Consider the following 18,723-nt stretch of genomic DNA (forward strand, 5'->3'; position numbering starts at 1 on the left):
TTTGGATCATGTTCATTCCTCCATGTTTTGATTTTTGTTCCGGCCGGTGACTTAACGATAAGGCACAAAACAAAACTAGGTCAAAACCGCGAAAATTACATTTAGGGGTCAATTTTGCAGGGGCAGCGACTAATTTTTTTTGAAGAATCCTGATTTCATCGTCTTTTGAAAAGCAGAAGCGCCAAATACCCTGCAAAATTCAGGGCCAAATGCAGAATTCGGCACTTTGACAACGAAGAGGGGTGTATGCTTAGTCGGTGGATGTTAATTTAGCAATGTTTTTCGTGTGAAAGGACCTGGGAAAATTTTTGAAGATCAAGAAAATAGGGAGTTGCTTTCCATTCAGCTTAATATTTTCTTAATAGTTAATGAACCACAAAAAATCGCTGAACTACAAAAGTTCAGCGATTTCTTCATCAATGATTAAGTCGGTAATAAAATTCATTTTCAGTAAGGTATGAACACTTTCAGCCTTTTCTTTTCCAGTTGCAACGATCGCGACACGAGGAATCTTTTGAATATCCTTCAGCTCAATGCCTAGGAGACGTTGAGAGAAGCCTTTTTTTAACGGAGTGCCGTCCGCAGTAAAAATCGTACTGCCAATATCTCCGATCGCGTGCTCTCTTTTTAGAAGCTCGGCCTCTTCCTCTGAAATATATTTCAATTTTTTATAGGTAGAGGAGCGGATCGGGTCACTGACACCAAGGATGGCGAGATCTACTTTCTTTCCTTCTTCGATCACGTCCTTGATTAGCTCTGTGTGAAGCAACGTTTTCTTCATTTCTAAGGTATCCGCAATTGCAGGTGCGTAAAAATAAGAAACATCGCACTTGTATTTTTCAGATAGGATAAAGGCTAAATGATTCGAATGGAACCGCACTTCTGAGAGTCCGATCCCTCCGATTAATGGGGTAATTTTTAAATGGGCCAGATTTAGCAGATTGGCCTGTTCGACATATTCATAAAGAGTGGAGCCCCAGCCGATTCCTAACTTATCGATGGATTCCAGCATCGGTTCGATCAGATCGACACAGAGCTTTCCGGCTGCGGCCTTCATATTTTTCTGTGATTTTGCGGCGATCTTAATGTTCTTCAGTCCGTACTTTTCCAGCAGTCGTTCCTGCAGCTTCAGTAGATGCAGTTCACTGTGTTGGATCGTTATTTTCACGACGCCTTTTTCTTTGGCTTCATGCAGCAAAGAAGCGACGGTGGGGCGTGAAATACTCAATTTTTTTGCGATGTCACTTTGTGTGGCTTCCTCTTCGTAATACATCACAACAGCCTTTAACATTAAATCCTCTCTATCTAGCATTTCCGTAAACCTCCTCGTCCATCACGTAACATATGTTCCGATACGAAATTTTTTATATCAAATGATATCTCTAAATGTCATTGACTTTTCTACTTAATGATACTACACTTTTTACAAAAGTAAATACTGGTTTACAAATGTAAAAAAGGAGAGGGTTCTTTTGTTAGTAAACTCGAAAGAAATGCTGCTACAGGCAAGTAAAGAAGGCTATGCAGTACCTGCAACAAACTTTATCGACCTGGATTCTGCTCGGACGTTTGTCACTGTGGCGGAAAAATTAAATAAACCATTGATGCTGCCATTCGCACAAGCCCACAAAGAGTTAATCTCGTTGGAGGAGGCTGCGCTAATCGGCAAGTATCTGGCTGAAAAGGTTTCTGTCCCAGTAGTTTTACACTTAGATCATGGCGAAGATTTTGATTTCATTAAACGCGCGATTGACTTGGGCTTTACTTCTGTCATGATCGACGCTTCGAAGGAAAGCTTAGAGGACAATATCAAGATCACTAAAAAAGTCGTGGAATACGCCCATCAAAAGAATGTGACAGTGGAAGCGGAATTAGGCCATGTAGGTGCTGGCACGAATTATGAAAACCACGAAACCACCGATTCGATCTATACAGAGGTCAAAGATGTGCAACGCTTTATCAAAGAGACGGACGTCGATTCCTTAGCCATCTCAATTGGAACCGCTCACGGCGCGTACAAGGGGACTCCCGTCTTGAACTTCGATCGCTTAGCGGAGATTAAAGAAATAACGGATGTACCATTGGTGCTGCACGGCGGCTCTTCATCCGGCAATACGAATTTGAATCGTTGCGCCTTAAACGGTATTGCGAAGATCAATATTTTTACCGATTTCCTTAACGCGGCCTATAAAAAGAACATGGATAGTAAGCCAAAAGATTATTTAGAAATGAAACGGCTTTCGAACGAAGCGATGGCGGAGACGTTAGCGTCCTGCTATAAAGTTTTTGCGACAAAGAGTGTAAATTAAAAAAAGAGGTGAAAAGAAATGACCCACAAAATTAAATCCCCATTTTTCGTCTTCAATCCAAAATCCTATCTCTATGGGGAGGAATTAGTAGCATTAGCCAAACGCGCCGATGAGCTAGCGGTGAAGCATCCCGAATGCTCCATTCTGGTAACGGTTCCTTTCGCAGATATCGCTGCGGTGAAGAACGCCACCGAAAATATCATCGTTACGGCGCAGCATATGGACGGGATTTATCCTGGGCGAGGCATCGGGCATGTCCTGCCTGAGTCCATCTATCATGCAGGAGCACGGGCGGTCTTCTTAAATCATGCCGAACGTCCGATGACCGTTGCTGCATTAGCGCAATCAATCAAACGAGCAAAAGAGCTAGGCATTCAAACCATCGTCTGCGCAGATTCAATCTCCGAGGCAAAAGCTGTAGCTGTTATGGGGGCAGAGGTCATTTTATGCGAACCAACAGAGCTGATTGGTACAGGAAAAACCAGCGACAGCAGCTATATTGAACAAACAAATCAAGCGATTAAAGAAATCGATGACACGATTTTAGTGATGCAGGCAGCAGGAATCAGTAAAGCGGAGGATGTCTATCGCACGATTGAATTAGGCGCCGATGGAACAGGCTGTACCAGTGGAATTACCAATGCCGATTCCCCAGCAGAGATGCTGACGGATATGGTGGAAGCCTTAGTAAAAGCCTATAAAGAAAGAGGTTAAAAAAATGACAGTAAAACATGAACAACTATCCCTTGACACTCAAGCAGGGAAAGTCACGTATTTAGATATCACGCTGCAGCTAAGAAAAGCCATCAAACAATCAGGAATCAAAGATGGTTTTTGTGCGATTACCACTCCGCATACGACCTGTTCAGTGATTTTCGAAGAATATGTACACGATAAAGACTGGAAAGGCGACGAATTCCTGCAAGTCGATCAGAATCGAATCTTAGATAAGTTAGTCCCAAGACAATACACAGAATCGGACTACTTATATCCCGGACCAGCCCACGTGGAATTCTTAAAGGACTTGGCCGCAAAAGACCCAAATTACTTGCCAGACCCAGTCTCTATTTTAAACGCCGATGCCCACATCAAAGGATCTCTATTTGGCGCCAGCGAAACAGTGATCATCAAAGATGGTGAACCATTAATCGGTTCGGTCGGCTATATGTATTTTGTTGATTGGGATCAAAATCGCGAACGGACACGGACCTGTAATTTAATGATTATGGGGGAATAAGTCTTATTGAGGAGCACTGATGGTAAATTGCTGTCAGTGTTTTTTTTGCGTACTCGTTATTAGGTGATTGTTCAAGCAACATTGTAGACCGCCACGAATACACGTATACTAATGGTTAAAAGAAAAGTGTCGGTAACAAAGGAGCCACGAAAAGAAGTGGGGAGAATGAAAAGCAATGTTGGAGGAAAAAATTTTTATTGAGGTCAATGGGACTCAACAGGGAATGTTCTCACAAAGTAAACAGACAGAAAATCCGGTCTTACTATTCTTGCACGGAGGTCCCGGTTCACCTGAGATTGCCTTTACTCAGGATTATCCGACAGGGTTAGAAGAAATATTTACCGTTTGCTGGTGGGAGCAACGAGGCAGCGGGATATCTTATCAAAAAGATACCACAAAAGAAAAAATGACAATCGAGCAAATGATTGCCGATACACTTGTGGTAACAGACTATTTAAGAGAGCGCTTTTCTAGGGAGAAAATCTATTTAATAGGGCATTCCTGGGGAACCCTGCTTGGCATGTTGACTGCTCAAAGAAGACCAGAATTATTTCAAGCCTACATTGGGATCGGCCAAATGAGTCATCAGCTAGAATCAGAACGGCTAGCGTATTCATACATGCTGGATGAATATCGGAAGAATAAGCATCAAAAAATGATCAAAAAGCTCGAAAAATTTTCCATCGATCAGGGTGGAGAAGTGTCTACTGCGTACATTTCTGCAAGGAGCGCAGGGATGATGAAGCTGGGAGTTGGTTTCATGCGCAATTGCCGATCAAGTATGAAAATTGGCAGCATGCTAATGCGGTTCAAAGGGTACACATTGAGGGAAAAGGTTCAATTTATGCGGGGCAACTCCTTTGCGTTAAACTGTTTATGGGATGAGATCATGACTATTGATCTAGCCAAAGAGGTACCTGAATTAGCGATTCCAGTCTATATTCTCCATGGCCGTTTTGATTACCAAGTCTCCTACGCCCTTGCCCAAAAATACGCTCAGAAGCTTAAAGCGCCAATGGTTGGTTTCTATACCTTTAATCATTCCGCTCACAGTCCTTGTTTTGAAGAAGCAGAGAAAATGTGCAAAATTTTGCGGGAAGACGTTTTACAAAATCGGATCACGTTAGCGGATCCTCTTTAGCGTGCCATTGAGCTGATAGCAGAGATTGAAGATTTATCAAGCAAAAGGAGAGCCCGGGTATGTCTAAAGTAAAAACAGCAGGACAGAAACGATTGACAATACATAGATGACTGTCTATATTATAAACATAGATGATCATCTATGTAAGGAGGAACACGAATGAACTATGATGAAATGTCTAAAACGCTAAAGGCACTTGCTGATCCGAAACGTCTTAAAATCGTTGATCTTTTGTCTTGTGGTAGTTTATGCGCTTGCGATATCTTGGATCATTTTGATTTTACTCAACCAACCCTATCACATCATATGAAGGTGTTGGAAAAAGCTGGTGTTGTCCTCGTGACTAAAGAGGGAACGTGGCACCATTATCAATTGACGGATCGTTTTGTTGATCAATTTATGGGTTCAATGATGCAATTATTTTCAGCAAAAGAGGATTGCATTTGTAAAAAAATAAACTGTGATTGTAAAGGAGAGAAAAATGATGAAAAAATTGGAACTATTTGAACCAGCAATGTGCTGTTCAACAGGGATTTGCGGTCCCTCTGTGGATGAGGAGTTGTTGATGGTCACTTCAGTGTTTGAAACATTTGAAGGGTTGGATTCAATCGACGTGTCACGTCATAATTTAACCAGTGATCCGGATGCGTTTGTGAACAATCCTACAATATTGAAATTACTTCAAGAAAAAGGGAATGATATTTTACCTGTAACCCTGCTAGATGGAAAAATTGTCAAAGAAGGCTCATATCCTAGCTTAGAAGAATTTGGAAAATACGGAGATGTGCATTTTGTGACTCAACCAGCAAACAATACAGGCGGGTGCTGTGGTGGAAACAGCGGAAATGAAGGCTGTTGCTAATGGCCTTCTCCAAAACAAACGAAGGAGGAGATGGCATGCGCCAATACATTCCCCAAAAATTGGGATTAACTAAATATCTGTTTTACACTGGAAAAGGCGGTGTCGGAAAAACAACGACGGCCTGTGCCACAGCGACTTCATTGGCGCAAGAAGGCAATCAGGTCATGTTGGTTAGTACCGATCCGGCTTCAAACCTGCAGGATGTCTTTCAAACCACTTTAACCAATAAACCGACAGCGATTGAAGGAATAGATCATTTGAAGGTAGCGAACTTTGATCCAATAACTGCTGCTGAAGAGTATAAGGAAAGTGTTATTGGTCCCTATCGTGGGCTTCTTCCTGATAGCGCTTTACTAAATATGGAAGAACAGCTTTCAGGCTCTTGTACCGTGGAGATTGCGGCGTTTAACGAATTTGCTAACTTTTTGACTGATGGAGAAGTTGCAGATCAGTTCGATTATGTCATTTTTGATACGGCACCGACTGGCCATACATTAAGAATGCTCCAATTGCCTTCTGCTTGGAATAATTTTCTTGATGAAAACACGACAGGCGTTTCCTGCTTAGGTCAGTTATCCGGGTTAGGTGATAAAAAGGACATGTATGAAAAAGCTGTCGAAACCTTGAGCGATGCTGCCCAAACGACCTTGATCTTAGTTGCTCGTCCGCAATCTGCTCCTTTGATTGAAGCAGAGCGTGCATCAGAAGAATTGTTGAAATTAGGCATTAAAAATCAAAAGTTAGTTATCAATGGCTTATTAGAATCTCATGATGACGCTATTTCCCAAGAGATTTATAGAGAGCAGCAGAATGATTTGAGTACTATGCCAGACGCGTTAACTAAATTCGAAACCTACTACATCCCCCTTAGACCATATAATGTCACAGGGATAGAGAAGCTCCAATTGCTATTAAAGGATCAGCAGCCTGCTATTGTGGAAGAAGAGCAAGAACATGCTGAATTCCGTAATTTGGATGCAATTGTCGACGCGTTTATTCATACAAATAAAAAAATCATTTTTACCATGGGGAAAGGCGGAGTAGGCAAGACCACGATCGCCATCAAAATTGCTGAGAAGTTCGCACAATCAGGCAAGAATGTTCATTTGGCTACGACGGATCCAGCCGATCATCTGAATCTATTTTTATCAAAGGATTTACCTATTTCAATTAGTCACATTGATGAAGAAAAGGAACTAGCAGCCTATAAAGAGGAAGTGCTTACCAAAGCTCGTGAGACAATGAAAGCAGATGATGTTGCCTACGTTGAAGAAGATCTACGCTCGCCTTGTACACAGGAAATTGCAGTATTCCGAGCATTTGCGGAAATTGTAGACAAAGCGGAAAATGAAGTGGTTGTAATTGACACAGCGCCAACAGGACATACCTTACTTTTACTAGACTCTACTCAAAGCTATGCAAAGGAAGTTGAAAGAAGCTCTGGAGAAGTTCCCATCGCCATTCAAAAATTATTACCGCGACTTCAGAACAAAGAAGAAACGGAAGTATTGATGGTCACCTTACCAGAAACAACGCCTGTCTATGAATCAATGAGGTTGGATGAAGATTTGGAGCGTGCCAAAATTGCCCATACCTGGTGGCTAGTGAACCAAAGCATGCTGGCAACGAATACGCAAAATGCTATTTTGAAAGCCCGTTCCTTCAATGAATTGGAATGGATCGAAAAAGTTTCAGATCTTTCAAAAGGAAAATTCGCTGTTGAAGAATGGCAACCAAACTTTAGCCCATTAAGGGTATAATTTTTAGCCTATACATAGACGTTTGTCTATATATAGGTTTCTTGATGACGAGTAATTAAATGGAGGAAAGCAGTAATGAAAAAAATTTATTTCTTGTGTACGGGTAATTCTTGCCGCAGTCAGATAGCGGAAGGGTACGCGCGCAAACTTTTGCCGAAATCAGATTTTGAGATCAGAAGTGCAGGGATTGAAACCCATGGCTTAAACCCTAGAGCCGTAAAGGTAATGGCTGAAGATGGAATTGATATTTCTAATCAGACATCTGATTTGATAGATATGGATTATTTTGCAAAGGCAGACTTGATCATCACCCTTTGTGGAGATGCAAAGGATAAATGCCCGACCATACCTAAGGATGCTGCCCATGAGCACTGGGACTTGAAAGACCCAGCGCAAGCCACTGGTTCTGAAGAAGAAATTCTATCTGAATTTAGGAGAACGAGGGATCTAATTAGAGGAAAGATTATTAGTATGGGTTAAACTAAGTGACGCCATACGCTCGTTTTCAATAGAGGCTTGTCTGAGGAATAAAAAGTTAAGATAGTGAATTCTTAATCGGCTACATCTATTTTGTCGATTAGGATCAAAATCGCGAACGGACAGGAACCTGAAATTTTTAATGATTATGGGCGAATAAGCTTGGTTGTGGAGCACTGATGGTTTTTTACCGTCAGTGTTTTTTGTTTGAAATCCACCTGCTTTGTGAGTAGTTCAAAAGAATTTTTAGCCTTGTAAAAAGACCTCTCAAAAGGGAAGAATAGCGATTGGATTATCGGATTTTGAATTTTTATTGTTAAAGGATAAAGAAAGTTTCGTAGATAAAAAAACTTTTAATACGTGTGAAAAAAGAAGCCTAAAAAGAACAATGGAGACGAAGCAATAAAATCAAATGCCTGCGATGAAAATAGTTCGGGTTAATTGTTGCTAGCATAGCTATTAAAGGAAAGCAGAAGGAACAGTTAATTTTTAAAAGAAAAATTAACTTTATGGATGTATTAATTATCTGTAACTGGATAGTTTTGTGGGAATTTAATCTTTGAAGATTACAAATAAATCCTTGAACTATAAAAATAATATATATATAATCAAAATAGTTTAATGAAATAAGGGGCAAAGAAAGCCTAATGGTAATAAGTCAAGATAGAAATTTAAAAAAATGAGTTAGATTTTCAAAGATTAGACCGCACTGAACTAGACCCGACGAAAATTCAAATTTTTTCGGGCTGATTACGAGGTTTTGTGCAAATAACTTTGCGTTATTTTTCTATCACCACCTTCGTTGGCTGATAGAGTTGACCGTTGCGTAGTAGCACATCGATCAAGCGCACAAATTTTCTTCCGGTTAAGACGAGCGCTCGCTTATGTTTGTGTTTAGGTACTTCATTTTTCTTTTTTTGGTAGTACTCTTTAAATTCTGGAAGCGTGATTCTTACTCGATTGGTGGCTTCAATTAAGTAGTAACAAAAATAGCGATTTCCAGAACGATTTAGTGGTGTGTTTTCAGATTGAGAGTTTCCCGATTGATTCTTAGTCCAAGTTAGACCCGCATACTTTGCTAATTTAGATTGATCGTCAAATCGTTCGATTTGACCAATCTCAGCGATTAAGCCTGCGGTATAAACAGGCCCTAAACCTGGGACGCTTAACAAGCATTGGGCCTCTGGAATTGTTTCAAGTAAGGCAGTAATGGCTTTTTCGATTTCTTTAATCTGTTTTTTTAGAAATTTGATTTCATTGGCTATTATTCCTAACACAAGATCAATAGAGTTCTTGGTTACTTTACCTAAACGATAAGAACTACGAACAGCTTTTTTAATACTTTTGACAAGTTGCTCTGGATTTTTGAATCGACCTTTTCCTAGCTTTTGAAGTAATTCGGCTGCTTCTTCCAAAGGCATTTCTGAAAATTCGTCTAAGGTAATGTCCTCTGTTAGGAGGTTCATAATCGTAGTTCCGAATACGGAAGTTTTATTGTCTTCATTCGCAAGTTCTTTTGATAAGGTGTTACATTTATACGTTAGATTTTCTAAAAAATGTTGTTTGGCTTCTACCATTTGAGTTACTAATTGATAACGAGATCTTGTCAATCGTTGAAGACCAACATAGATTTCTTCTTTAATAGGAGATAGTGTATGAAGATCTACTCGCAGATAATCGGCTATGATCCGTGCATCAATTTTATCTGTTTTATCCTGATCAAACATTCTTGAATACTGTTTGATTCTATAAGGATTTTCTACAGTAACTTCGACAGGTAACTGCTTTAAATCTTCATCTAAGTAGAAAAACATTGATGGATGAAAACTGTAGACAGAGGTTGATTCCATGCCTATGACAATTCGACTGAAATCGCAGGTTTCTTGGTAATTCAGAATTTTTTGTTTGATTTCACTAGCTCCGATCAAATCGTTGCTAAGTGAATCTTCAAATAGAATTTCTTTTGAATCTGTTAAAAAACAAGTATCTAATTTTTGAGAGCTAACATCTAAACCGATAAATAATTTCATGGAAGGGCCTCCTTTCGTAAATTATTTGGAAATACTTAGCTATTGAAGTTTATCCCTGAACCTTACTGGATAACCGCAGTCTCGCTTAATAGTACTCAATTGTTTACTTTCTAAAAGCCACTCTATTTCCTACTAGAAATAGTATAAAAAGTAAACGGTACAGCTAATGGGTTTGAGGCATGATAACCAATAAGTCGGGATGCAGGCTTTCTGCTGTAGTCATAGCTACAAAGGAAAATAGCAGTGTTTCGATAGACCATTTCCACAAGTCTATTATTCAGGAACAAAAGTCAATAGCCAAGGTTTTAAAGTTATTTAATAAGGAATAACCCGAAAGGGTGACTGGAACGATGAAAATCGTTTCAAAATATATATTACGAGAGGGAATAAAAAATGAAAAAAAGGGTATCTTTATATTTGAGTCTCGTCATCATGATCAGTTCATTTTTGACAGTCTCGTTCATTGCGTTGGCAGAAACAACTGACTCAAGCCAAAGCACACAGCAAACGCTCCACAATGACTCTGAATCAGTAGTCAACAAGATTAATGAGGATGCTTTATCGGTCTCAACTCAAAAGGAGAAGGAAGTTGTTTCTTCAAACTCTCAAGAACAAGCTACTTCAACAAGCGAGAAAATAGATCGAAGACAGCAATCCAATTCAACTACTAATCAACCACGAGGCCCCTCATCTCGGAAGGCAGTTGCTAATATCGTGGATAGTATTTCTTTAACCGATTCGGCAGGCAATCCTCTGACTGAAGTCACTCAATATACGGAGATTCGGGTGAACATTGCTTTTTCATTGCCGAATAATGAAGTGAGTAACGGTGACACAAGTTCAATCACATTGCCATCAGAATTCATGTTAGAAAGCAATATCACATTCAATGTGACTAATGACTCTGGAGATATAATAGCTGTTGCAAACACAAATGCTAGCAATAATACAGTTACATTGACCTATACGTCTTTTGTCGAAGAACACTCCAATATTTCTGGAAAATTGTATTTTATTAGTAAAATTGATACCAGCACAGTAGAGAATAAAACGGATGTTCCTATATATATTGATGTTGAGGGTGAACAGATATTTGCCGGGGACATTCATTTTGAGAATCAAGGAGATGATGAAAATGAAAAATTTTCGAAGTTTTCTTGGTTTACAAATGCTGAAGGCACAGAAATATACAATGAATTACGAGTAAATCCATCTGGAAATACTTACTCGGATGTAACGATAGAGGATATTTTAAAAACCGATGGATTGTCTTATATGAAAGACACATTTTCCATTAAAGTAGGCAATTGGGAATTAAATAGTAATCATATTTGGATTTTTGAAGAAGAAGAAAATGTTACGGACCAATACACTATTGAGTTTAGTGAGAAGGGATTTTCGATTCATTTAGGAGATATAGGAAATAAAGAGTACCAAATATCTTATAAAACAAAATCGGACCACGAACCTATTGAGGGTGAAAAATTTACAAACTATGCTCGTATGACTGATAATCAAGTCGTTATAAACGATGTCGAGGTAACTCGAACTTATCAATCAGGTAGTGGTGAAGCAGATGGGTACAACTACACAATTGAGATCCATAAAACAAATGAAACAAATGAACGATTAGCAGGAGCGGTATTTGAGATTACTCGAGATAGAACAGGAGTAGTTGTGGGAACTATTGAGACAGATGAGAACGGTCACGGACTCATCCATCAGTTATTGAAGGATAGTTATACCCTGAAAGAAACCAAAGCTCCTCCTGGATATGTTTTATCAAGTGATGAAATTAAGATTTCTCCTGATGATTTTGGAAGTGATCGATCCGTTTTAAAAACAATCATAAATAAAAAAGAAACGCCTACGATAAACGTTTCTGGAGTAAAAAAATGGGAAGACAACAATAATCAAGCGGGAAAAAGACCAGAAACGATAACAGTAAATCTATTGGCAGACGGCCTACAAGTTGATTCAAAGAAAGTAAGTGAAGCCGACAATTGGTGTTATGAGTTTAAAGAGTTACCAAAATTTAACAAGGATCGTGAAATTATTTATACAGTAACAGAGGATAGTGTGGCACACTATACAACCCAAATAAAAGGTTTCGATATTACGAATACGTATCAAGACGGAAAAACAAGTCGCACGGTTACGAAACATTGGGAAGATAATAACGATCAAACCCATCTTCGCCCAGAGAATATCATGATTCAGTTATACGCGAATGGTCAGAAGCAAGGGGAACCAGTGCAATTGAGCGAAAAAATGAATTGGACGTTTACTTGGGATAATCTCGACTTGAATGATCCGTTTGGAAACCCAATTCAATATACGATTAAAGAGGTAGCTATTCCGGCTGGCTATACAGCATCAATAGCTGGAGAAAAGACTGGGAACCTGTTGATTACGAATACACTTAAAAAGAAAGCCGAAAAAAATAACTCGGAAAAAACGCAGGACACAACAACTTCTTTTACTAGTTATGGGTTACCAAGAACCGGTGAAGAAAAAGGTTGGTGGCTCACCATAGTGGGTGGACTTTTAGTAGCGAGCATAGGCGGAGGCCTATATTTGAGAAAGAAAGCAAAGGAATAATTTAGCTAAAATGAAGAAGCATCCCTTCCTTATTTCGTTCATCGATGTTTAAGTCTGTGTAAAAGCTTATCAGTAGAATAAAAAAAGCGTTCCTATTATGAAGGATTCCCTATAAAGTAGAAAAGGAAAAAAATTCCAAAACTACTTTATAGGGATTTTTGTGTCAAGAATTTTTGAGGAAGAAGGATTCGGCCATCCCTTTTGTTATGTAACCTACGAGTTATGATAAAAGGGAAAAAGGTGAAAAAACTACGCTTGTTTCCCTAACTCTTTATCTACGAAGCATAAAGAATTCTCTTGCAGCCAAAGCATGAATTCTATCTGAATGGATGATTTTTCTAAAAAGATCTTCGGGGTCAACATTGAACACATTCATTGGGGGAGCATCGACTGTCCCTCAATGAGAAAATCTTAGCGTGTCATCAGAATCAGGCATCCTTGTCATTTTTGGTTTTCAAATTTTAAGCAATTGTTTACAATTGTTCTTTAGTGCTGAACAAGCATTACCGATAAAAATATTATCATATCGAAAATGTAATGTAGCATAAATGAAATCCATAAATTTCTTGTTCGAATATAGACGCCAGTCATAAACAATCTTTCGACGCCAATGATAGTTGCAGCAGATAGAGTGATTCGCATAGTCATGAAAAAAATCAACATTTGAAATACTTTTTTTCAAAAGAGAGATTCTTTTTATGATAGTTAAGAAGCACCTTTTGTGAAGGAAATCTAAACTATTTCCGCTGGATTTATTAATTAGTAAAGGGGATAGCAAAGAAGATCTTTCAAAAAAATCGACACTGTTTATAAGAAAAACAAGAACAGACTGGGAAGAAGAATCAACGAGGATGGAACAAAAGTTGCTTTCTCGTCAAACTATTTTGTGTACCCAATAATTCTACAATTTACTAATGAAGCCATTAAGAGTCACCCATGCGGTGAAGTAATTTCTGTCTTCACTCGTTTACGACTGAAGAGGCCGTGAATAAATGAGGTAGTTTTCCAAGTAAGATTCCTATAAAATAAATGGTAGCTAAATAAATTTTAATGGTGGAGGAGATAAAATGGCTAGTGCAGAATGGTATCAAAAAAGAGACGGGCAAGCAGAGCACTTGGTTTATCTGGATAATGAAGGAAAAGAACTAGAAAAACTGATAAATGGGACAAAATCAATGATTATCCGCGGCGCTGCAGGAAAGAAAAGCCCGCTTGGTGGTCGAGCAAAAGAGGGGGACATTCTCTATTTTGTTGAAAAAGGTGGAAATTTAGAAGTAAATTATCGCGGTGTTTTAACCAAGGTAGTAGAAAAATATAAAATGACCCCTGAAGAATCTACAGCGTTCATCAAAGGTTTTGGAGAAGCACTTAATTTATCCGAAAAGCAAAAGACGAGATGGTACGGGAAAAAGTGTATAGGACTCTATGAGGTCGACCATTTAGAGCAGATCGAGCCCTTTTATTACAATAGAGAAAAGAATATGGATGATTGGGTTATTACCGATGATATCAATGATATTAAAAAATAAGTATGATTTTGTTCCTTACTAGTTTTGTGGCTTTGTTCGTCCAACTGCATTAATAATTCATCGAATCGAACACCTAGCAGCCCAATTCATTTTAATCAAAGCAAGAGATTCTCGATCTCACTAGAGAATAATTTTTACTATTCAATGTTGACATTTAGGAGCAACTAACCTATTATTGTGTTTAAATTAAAATATAATTAAGCAACGATAAGAAGAGTAGCAATGTAAGATTTCCAGAGAGTCTCTGTTTGGTGAAAAGAGATAGTCAAGCCTTGTGAAAATGGTCTTTGAGCGTTAGCTATCGAGGGAGCAATCTTTAGATACTACGGGTTCACCCGTTACAGTGATAGGTTATCGAATATTTTTCTGTAACCGAAAAGCGACTTGCTGTAAAGGCAAGTAATGAAGGTGGTACCGCGATAAGGTATGTTTATCGTCCTTGATTTGTATTTTGAATACAAATCAAGGACGATTTTTTTGTTTTAAATACAAAGGAGGAAAAGAAATGAGTAATGAGAAAAGAAATAATGCTACGCCAATTGCTGTGTTGGGAGGCGGAGCGGCCGCAAAGGCAATTGCTGCGGATTGTGTGTTAAGTGGGAACCAAGTCAATATTTGTGATTTACCAAATTTTGCTGAAACAACGTTAGAAAATTTCGAACGTACGGGGATCCTGCTTACAGGAAAGCAAAATAATAAATATGGATTCAAGCGTTCCGGCCAAGCCGATTTGAATAAAATCACCACGAATGTAAAAGATTGTGTTGCCGGCTGCAAGCTGATTATTGTTGCGGTGCCATCGATTGCTCACGATGCCTTTTTCGAAGAATTGGTCCCTGCTTTAGAAGACAATATGATTGTTCACATTATTCCAGATAATTTTGGCTCGTTAAAGTTGCGAAAGAAAATGCGTGAAAGTAATTGCGACAAATCTGTCGTCGTTGGCGGCTGGTCCAGTGCTCCTTATGGTGCGAGGGTCGTTAAGGAAGGGGGCGTATTAACCCCGGAAGTCAGCTTGATGTATCGGGCAATTACCCTGCGGGGGGCTGCTTTGCCCATAACAGACCAAGAGCTTTTTTTACAAAGTACACAGGCGTTAGGCTGCTTTGACACCATCACAAACGGAGACGGGCCAATCGGGGGAAAGACAGTATTAGATATCGGGTTTAGTAATGTGAATCCCGTTCTGCATTGTCCAGGAACAATCTTAGGCGTCGGTGTCATGGAGAATTGGGGAAGAGTTTTTGGAGGGAATGATAAAAGCACCTACTCAATTTATTCCCATGCCTATTGCGAATCGATTTCGGAAGTACAATATGCCTTTTATTTAGAAGAAGTGGCTTTAGCTGAAGCAATCGGAGTGGATCTTCAGCGTTTCCCAAAGAAAAATTTCCTTTCGAGAACGAGTATTTTGGGACCTGAATATATGGGAGAGGAGTGTATCGTTCCCTTTGATGAACAATTTGAGATGGCTATTGGAACAGGTCCCTTCAGTATCCATGATCGTTATATTACAGAAGACATACCTGTCGGCTGCCATATCTATCATGAATTAGGGAAAAAATACAATGTTGAGACGAAAGTGATCGATAGTATGATTACGTTGGCCTCGGTGATGACTGGACGAGATTTCTTAAAAGAAGGCTTAACCTTAGAAGATTTAGGTATTGGGCATTTGGATCAAAAGGCGCTATTAAATTATTTGAATCGAGGAGTGATAGAGTGATGAGAAGGAGCAATCTTCAAACAGAAGCAGAGTTGTCCTCCACGGTTCAATCTGCACCCACTCCATTTTCCGGCTATGCGATCGGGATTATTGCGGTCAATTTAATTTATCCTAAACTACCGGGCAATGTAGCTAATGCGACGACCTTTGACTTTCCAGTTCTATATGAGGTGGTTGATTTTGAAATTGAACAATTGTTTGAGGGAAGCGAACATATCAAGGATCAAATTATCAATGCTGCTAAAAGGCTTGAAAAACAAGGAGTACGAGCAATTGTTGGTGCCTGCGGCTACTTTGGTCATTTTCAAGAGACAGTAGCAGAAGCGGTAGCCATCCCTGTATTTTTGTCCAGTATCAGTCAGGTTCCGCTTATAAAAATAGGACTCAAAAAAAAGCAGAAAATCTTAACCTTGGTAGCTAGCGGGAAAGATATTGACGACGCCTTTTTTAGTTCAGCCGGTGCAGACTTATCGGATTGTGTTATTTGCGAGATTGGTGCGCTAGAAAGCTTTTCTGCGATTCGTTGGGGAAGAACCGTATTGGATAATCAGAAGCTTGAAGCAGACTTGGTTGAGACGGTGAAGAAAGAACTGAGTAAATCTTCTGAAATCGGAGCGGTTTTGCTGGAATGCAGTGACCTGCCACCATATTCTTATGCCATTCAACAGGCATCCGGACTGCCAGTGTTTGATTTTATCAGCTTAATAAAATGGGTATATTCGGCGGTAGTCCAAACCAGATACTACGGTCATTTTTAAGGAAATGCTACAAACGTGGTTAATAAAAAGTAAAAGGGGAAGAAATGTATGAAGAGAAAGGCAATTTATTTGGCAAGCTTATTGACAGTCATTCTAATACTGACTGGCTGTTCTAAGGCCTCAACAAGCGAAAAAAAAGAAGATACGCTGGTGATTGGCACCTTGACCACACCTCATGGAGAAATACTGGAGCATGTGAAACCCTTATTGGAAAAGGAAGGCGTCACATTGGAGATTAAAAACTTCGACGATTATATCCTCCCCAATAAGGCGTTAGCGGATGAAGATATTGACGTGAACTATTTCCAGCATGTTCCTTTCTTTGAACAAGCAATCAAGGAAAATGAGTATAAATTTGCGAATGCTGGAGCCGTTCATGTCGAACCAATGGGCTTGTATTCAAAAAAGATCAATTCATTGGATGAGTTGAAAAATGGCGCGACGATCATCACCTCGAATTCGGTCTCGGATTGGGGAAGAATCATTACGATTCTTCAAAAGGCTGGCCTAGTCAAGGTGAAGGAAGGGATAAACTTAGAGACTGCCAGTTTTGATGATATTGCAGAAAACCCGAAAAATTTGAAATTTGAGCATTCTATTGACCCCTCTCTTTTAACTAGTGCCTACACGAATGAAGAAGGCGATCTGGTTGCCATTAATGCCAATTTTGCCTATCAAGCTAAATTGAATCCAGTAAAGGATGCGATTCTGTTAGAGGAAGATAATTCGCCTTATGGGAACATTATTGCTGTGCGGGAAGAAGACAAAAACGATCCGCGAATTAAGAAATTGACAAAGATTTTGCATAACAAAGAGGTACAAAATTGGATATTAAAAAAATGGGACGGTTCTGTCAAGCCGGTTTCTCTTGAGAAACAAGCCGGTGAATAATTTTCAATACAGTGTGGGTGTGGAAAGAAGGCGGAGTTTCTAATCAATAGAAGCTTCGTCTGTTTAGATTATATATCTTGTTGCGCTAGTGATTTTATAAGTTTTCTCATCTGTGTTTTGGACCTTGTACAAAAAAACTAAACGAACAGTCACTAAAAGAGTTACACTTATGATAATAGCAAGTAAAAACGTAGAGGGAAGAAAGGAGTATAAAACATGGAAGAACTCTATAAAAATGCTCACCGATTTTGTACAGGGAACAGAGAATTATTAAAAAAATCTGGACTCTGTGGCTGCTTTTATTGCGGGCTGCTCTTTGATTATGAAAGGATTGAGTCATGGATTCAGGATGCTTCAGGTGATACGGCAGAGTGCCCTAACTGCGGCATTGATTCTGTTTTACCTAAAAGTGATCACTACACTTTATCAGAAGAATTTTTAGAAAAAATGAGAGAAGTCTGGTTTTGACCTAGGAGTTAGAACTGGCGATTACGAATGTTTGAAAATGACACCTGCGACAACCAACATTGCCGCAGGTGTATTTGTCTCTAGTCGTCATGGATCACGCCCGCTCAGCCAGTGGTTGACCAGGGCGATGATCAGCCCCACAAAGAGCGGAGCGAGGACATATCGAATCAGCTCGCTCAAGGTGCATCACCTCCTCTCTGATGTGGAGGCTGACAACTCAAGCAAGAGACCTACGCGTAATTTATTTGAGAAGGGCAGAATTTAGCTGCTGGGATCACCGTTTCGAGAACGGATATCTGGATCGTCCTTGTTTCGATTGATTTTTTGACGAATCCAAGCGAGAAGCCCTTTTTGTGGAGACTCTTGTTCTTCAATACCTGACTGTTCAGTTAAAGTTTTTCCAGCAGAAGGTAATTCTAATGATGTAATCGTCTTTTCTCCGATTTGTGGTGCAGGTATTATTAATGAAAGGGAGTCGTTTCTCGTTTCTGCTGGTTCTTCCAAAATTTTAGCAATCGCAGTTCTCGATGTATTAAACAAATAGTCGTAGCTGTTTCCTGTTTTAACAGCGGGCATTTCCGGTTCTTTCTCTATTTTTGGAGAAGGAACCGTTTTTTCTTTTTCACAAGGGCGGTCTTCTTTAGGTTCCTTTTCTTTATCAAAAATCTCGGTTTCTTTAGTAGTAATGATCTTCGCCGTCACCACGGAATCAAATAGTTTTACGCCATTTTCTTCAAAAATATCCAACGTCGTTAAGAGTTCGCAAGCTTCTTTGATTACTGGTATTGGCAGATCATTCTTTAGATTGTTATATTTCCAGTCATGTGTTTTTCCCAGACCGTTGGTAAAGGTCGCCACTAAATCCTGTCGCATAGCTGTATTTTCCTTTCTCAAATTTTTCTTTACGTAGGTCATCTTCTATCAAGGTTCATTC

General features: G+C 39.4%; 18 protein-coding genes and 1 other annotated feature. Of the genes, 14 read left to right on the top strand and 4 right to left on the bottom strand.

The window, feature by feature from the left end; genetic code table 11:
- Window positions 1–391: 391 nt before the first annotated feature.
- Entirely contained in the window at window positions 392–1,312 is a 921-nt protein-coding gene (locus RV13_RS18735; protein WP_028020810.1) for a sugar-binding transcriptional regulator, read from the bottom strand.
- A gap of 160 nt (window positions 1,313–1,472) precedes the next feature.
- On the opposite strand from RV13_RS18735, the gene RV13_RS18740 reads away from it, so the two are divergent.
- From RV13_RS18740 to arsC, 8 genes are all read left to right on the top strand, one after another.
- Complete coding sequence (locus RV13_RS18740) at window positions 1,473–2,309, top strand: class II fructose-bisphosphate aldolase (RefSeq protein WP_028020809.1); 837 nt, start codon at window positions 1,473–1,475, stop codon at window positions 2,307–2,309.
- Between the two features lie 18 nt (window positions 2,310–2,327).
- Window positions 2,328–3,023 carry a triose-phosphate isomerase gene (locus RV13_RS18745; RefSeq protein ID WP_028020808.1) on the top strand — a complete coding sequence of 232 codons (696 nt, stop codon included), beginning with the start codon at window positions 2,328–2,330 and terminating at the stop codon, window positions 3,021–3,023.
- 4 nt (window positions 3,024–3,027) lie between these two features.
- Window positions 3,028–3,546 carry a YjbQ family protein gene (locus RV13_RS18750; RefSeq protein WP_010744056.1) on the top strand — a complete coding sequence of 173 codons (519 nt, stop codon included), beginning with the start codon at window positions 3,028–3,030 and terminating at the stop codon, window positions 3,544–3,546.
- 175 nt (window positions 3,547–3,721) lie between these two features.
- The gene (locus tag RV13_RS18755; RefSeq protein ID WP_060789456.1) at window positions 3,722–4,687 is read left to right on the top strand and encodes an alpha/beta fold hydrolase; all 966 of its coding nucleotides are present in this window, start codon (window positions 3,722–3,724) and stop codon (window positions 4,685–4,687) included.
- Window positions 4,688–4,846: 159 nt separating this feature from the next.
- Window positions 4,847–5,194: an ArsR/SmtB family transcription factor gene (locus RV13_RS18760; RefSeq protein WP_028020806.1), complete on the top strand. Its 348-nt coding sequence runs from the start codon at window positions 4,847–4,849 to the stop codon at window positions 5,192–5,194.
- Complete coding sequence (gene arsD / locus RV13_RS18765) at window positions 5,172–5,549, top strand: arsenite efflux transporter metallochaperone ArsD (protein ID WP_028020805.1); 378 nt, start codon at window positions 5,172–5,174, stop codon at window positions 5,547–5,549. Before RV13_RS18760 ends, arsD begins: the two co-directional genes overlap by 23 nt.
- A gap of 35 nt (window positions 5,550–5,584) precedes the next feature.
- Window positions 5,585–7,309 carry an arsenical pump-driving ATPase gene (gene arsA / locus RV13_RS18770; protein WP_060789464.1) on the top strand — a complete coding sequence of 575 codons (1,725 nt, stop codon included), beginning with the start codon at window positions 5,585–5,587 and terminating at the stop codon, window positions 7,307–7,309.
- A gap of 75 nt (window positions 7,310–7,384) precedes the next feature.
- A complete protein-coding gene (gene arsC / locus RV13_RS18775; protein ID WP_028020803.1) occupies window positions 7,385–7,789 on the top strand; it encodes an arsenate reductase (thioredoxin) in 405 nt (134 codons plus the stop codon).
- A 776-nt stretch (window positions 7,790–8,565) separates the two neighbouring features.
- On the opposite strand, the gene RV13_RS18780 is transcribed toward arsC, so the two are convergent.
- Window positions 8,566–9,816 (bottom strand): IS110 family RNA-guided transposase, encoded by a 1,251-nt coding sequence (locus RV13_RS18780; RefSeq protein WP_060789457.1) that lies wholly within the window; start codon window positions 9,814–9,816, stop codon window positions 8,566–8,568.
- A 393-nt stretch (window positions 9,817–10,209) separates the two neighbouring features.
- On the opposite strand from RV13_RS18780, the gene RV13_RS18785 reads away from it, so the two are divergent.
- The 6 genes from RV13_RS18785 (at window position 10,210) to RV13_RS18810 (ending at window position 17,789) form a co-directional block, all read left to right on the top strand.
- The gene (locus RV13_RS18785; RefSeq protein ID WP_060789458.1) at window positions 10,210–12,417 is read left to right on the top strand and encodes a Cna B-type domain-containing protein; all 2,208 of its coding nucleotides are present in this window, start codon (window positions 10,210–10,212) and stop codon (window positions 12,415–12,417) included.
- Between the two features lie 1,067 nt (window positions 12,418–13,484).
- Window positions 13,485–13,946 (top strand): hypothetical protein, encoded by a 462-nt coding sequence (locus tag RV13_RS18790; protein WP_028020801.1) that lies wholly within the window; start codon window positions 13,485–13,487, stop codon window positions 13,944–13,946.
- Between the two features lie 195 nt (window positions 13,947–14,141).
- Window positions 14,142–14,390, top strand: a binding site (T-box leader).
- Window positions 14,391–14,451: 61 nt separating this feature from the next.
- Window positions 14,452–15,672 carry an NAD/NADP octopine/nopaline dehydrogenase family protein gene (locus RV13_RS18795; RefSeq protein WP_060789459.1) on the top strand — a complete coding sequence of 407 codons (1,221 nt, stop codon included), beginning with the start codon at window positions 14,452–14,454 and terminating at the stop codon, window positions 15,670–15,672.
- On the top strand, window positions 15,672–16,430 hold the full coding sequence (locus tag RV13_RS18800; protein ID WP_028020799.1) for an aspartate/glutamate racemase family protein: 759 nt from the start codon (window positions 15,672–15,674) through the stop codon (window positions 16,428–16,430). The genes RV13_RS18795 and RV13_RS18800 overlap by 1 nt, the downstream gene beginning before the upstream one ends.
- Window positions 16,431–16,478: 48 nt before the next feature.
- Window positions 16,479–17,321 (top strand): MetQ/NlpA family ABC transporter substrate-binding protein, encoded by an 843-nt coding sequence (locus RV13_RS18805; RefSeq protein WP_060789460.1) that lies wholly within the window; start codon window positions 16,479–16,481, stop codon window positions 17,319–17,321.
- A gap of 216 nt (window positions 17,322–17,537) precedes the next feature.
- Window positions 17,538–17,789, top strand: a complete 252-nt coding sequence (locus RV13_RS18810; protein ID WP_028020797.1) for a hypothetical protein — start codon at window positions 17,538–17,540, stop codon at window positions 17,787–17,789.
- Window positions 17,790–17,876: 87 nt separating this feature from the next.
- Here RV13_RS18810 and RV13_RS20830 read toward each other — a convergent pair whose 3' ends face one another.
- Together RV13_RS20830 and RV13_RS18815 are read right to left on the bottom strand one after the other, a co-directional pair.
- Window positions 17,877–17,969, bottom strand: a complete 93-nt coding sequence (locus RV13_RS20830) for a type I toxin-antitoxin system Fst family toxin (RefSeq protein WP_111945260.1) — start codon at window positions 17,967–17,969, stop codon at window positions 17,877–17,879.
- Window positions 17,970–18,050: 81 nt separating this feature from the next.
- The gene (locus RV13_RS18815; protein WP_060789461.1) at window positions 18,051–18,662 is read right to left on the bottom strand and encodes a DUF2922 family protein; all 612 of its coding nucleotides are present in this window, start codon (window positions 18,660–18,662) and stop codon (window positions 18,051–18,053) included.
- Window positions 18,663–18,723: the final 61 nt, after the last annotated feature.

This window comes from Enterococcus raffinosus, from assembly GCF_001886185.1.
In the GTDB taxonomy this organism is placed as follows: Bacteria; Bacillota; Bacilli; order Lactobacillales; family Enterococcaceae; genus Enterococcus_A; species Enterococcus_A raffinosus.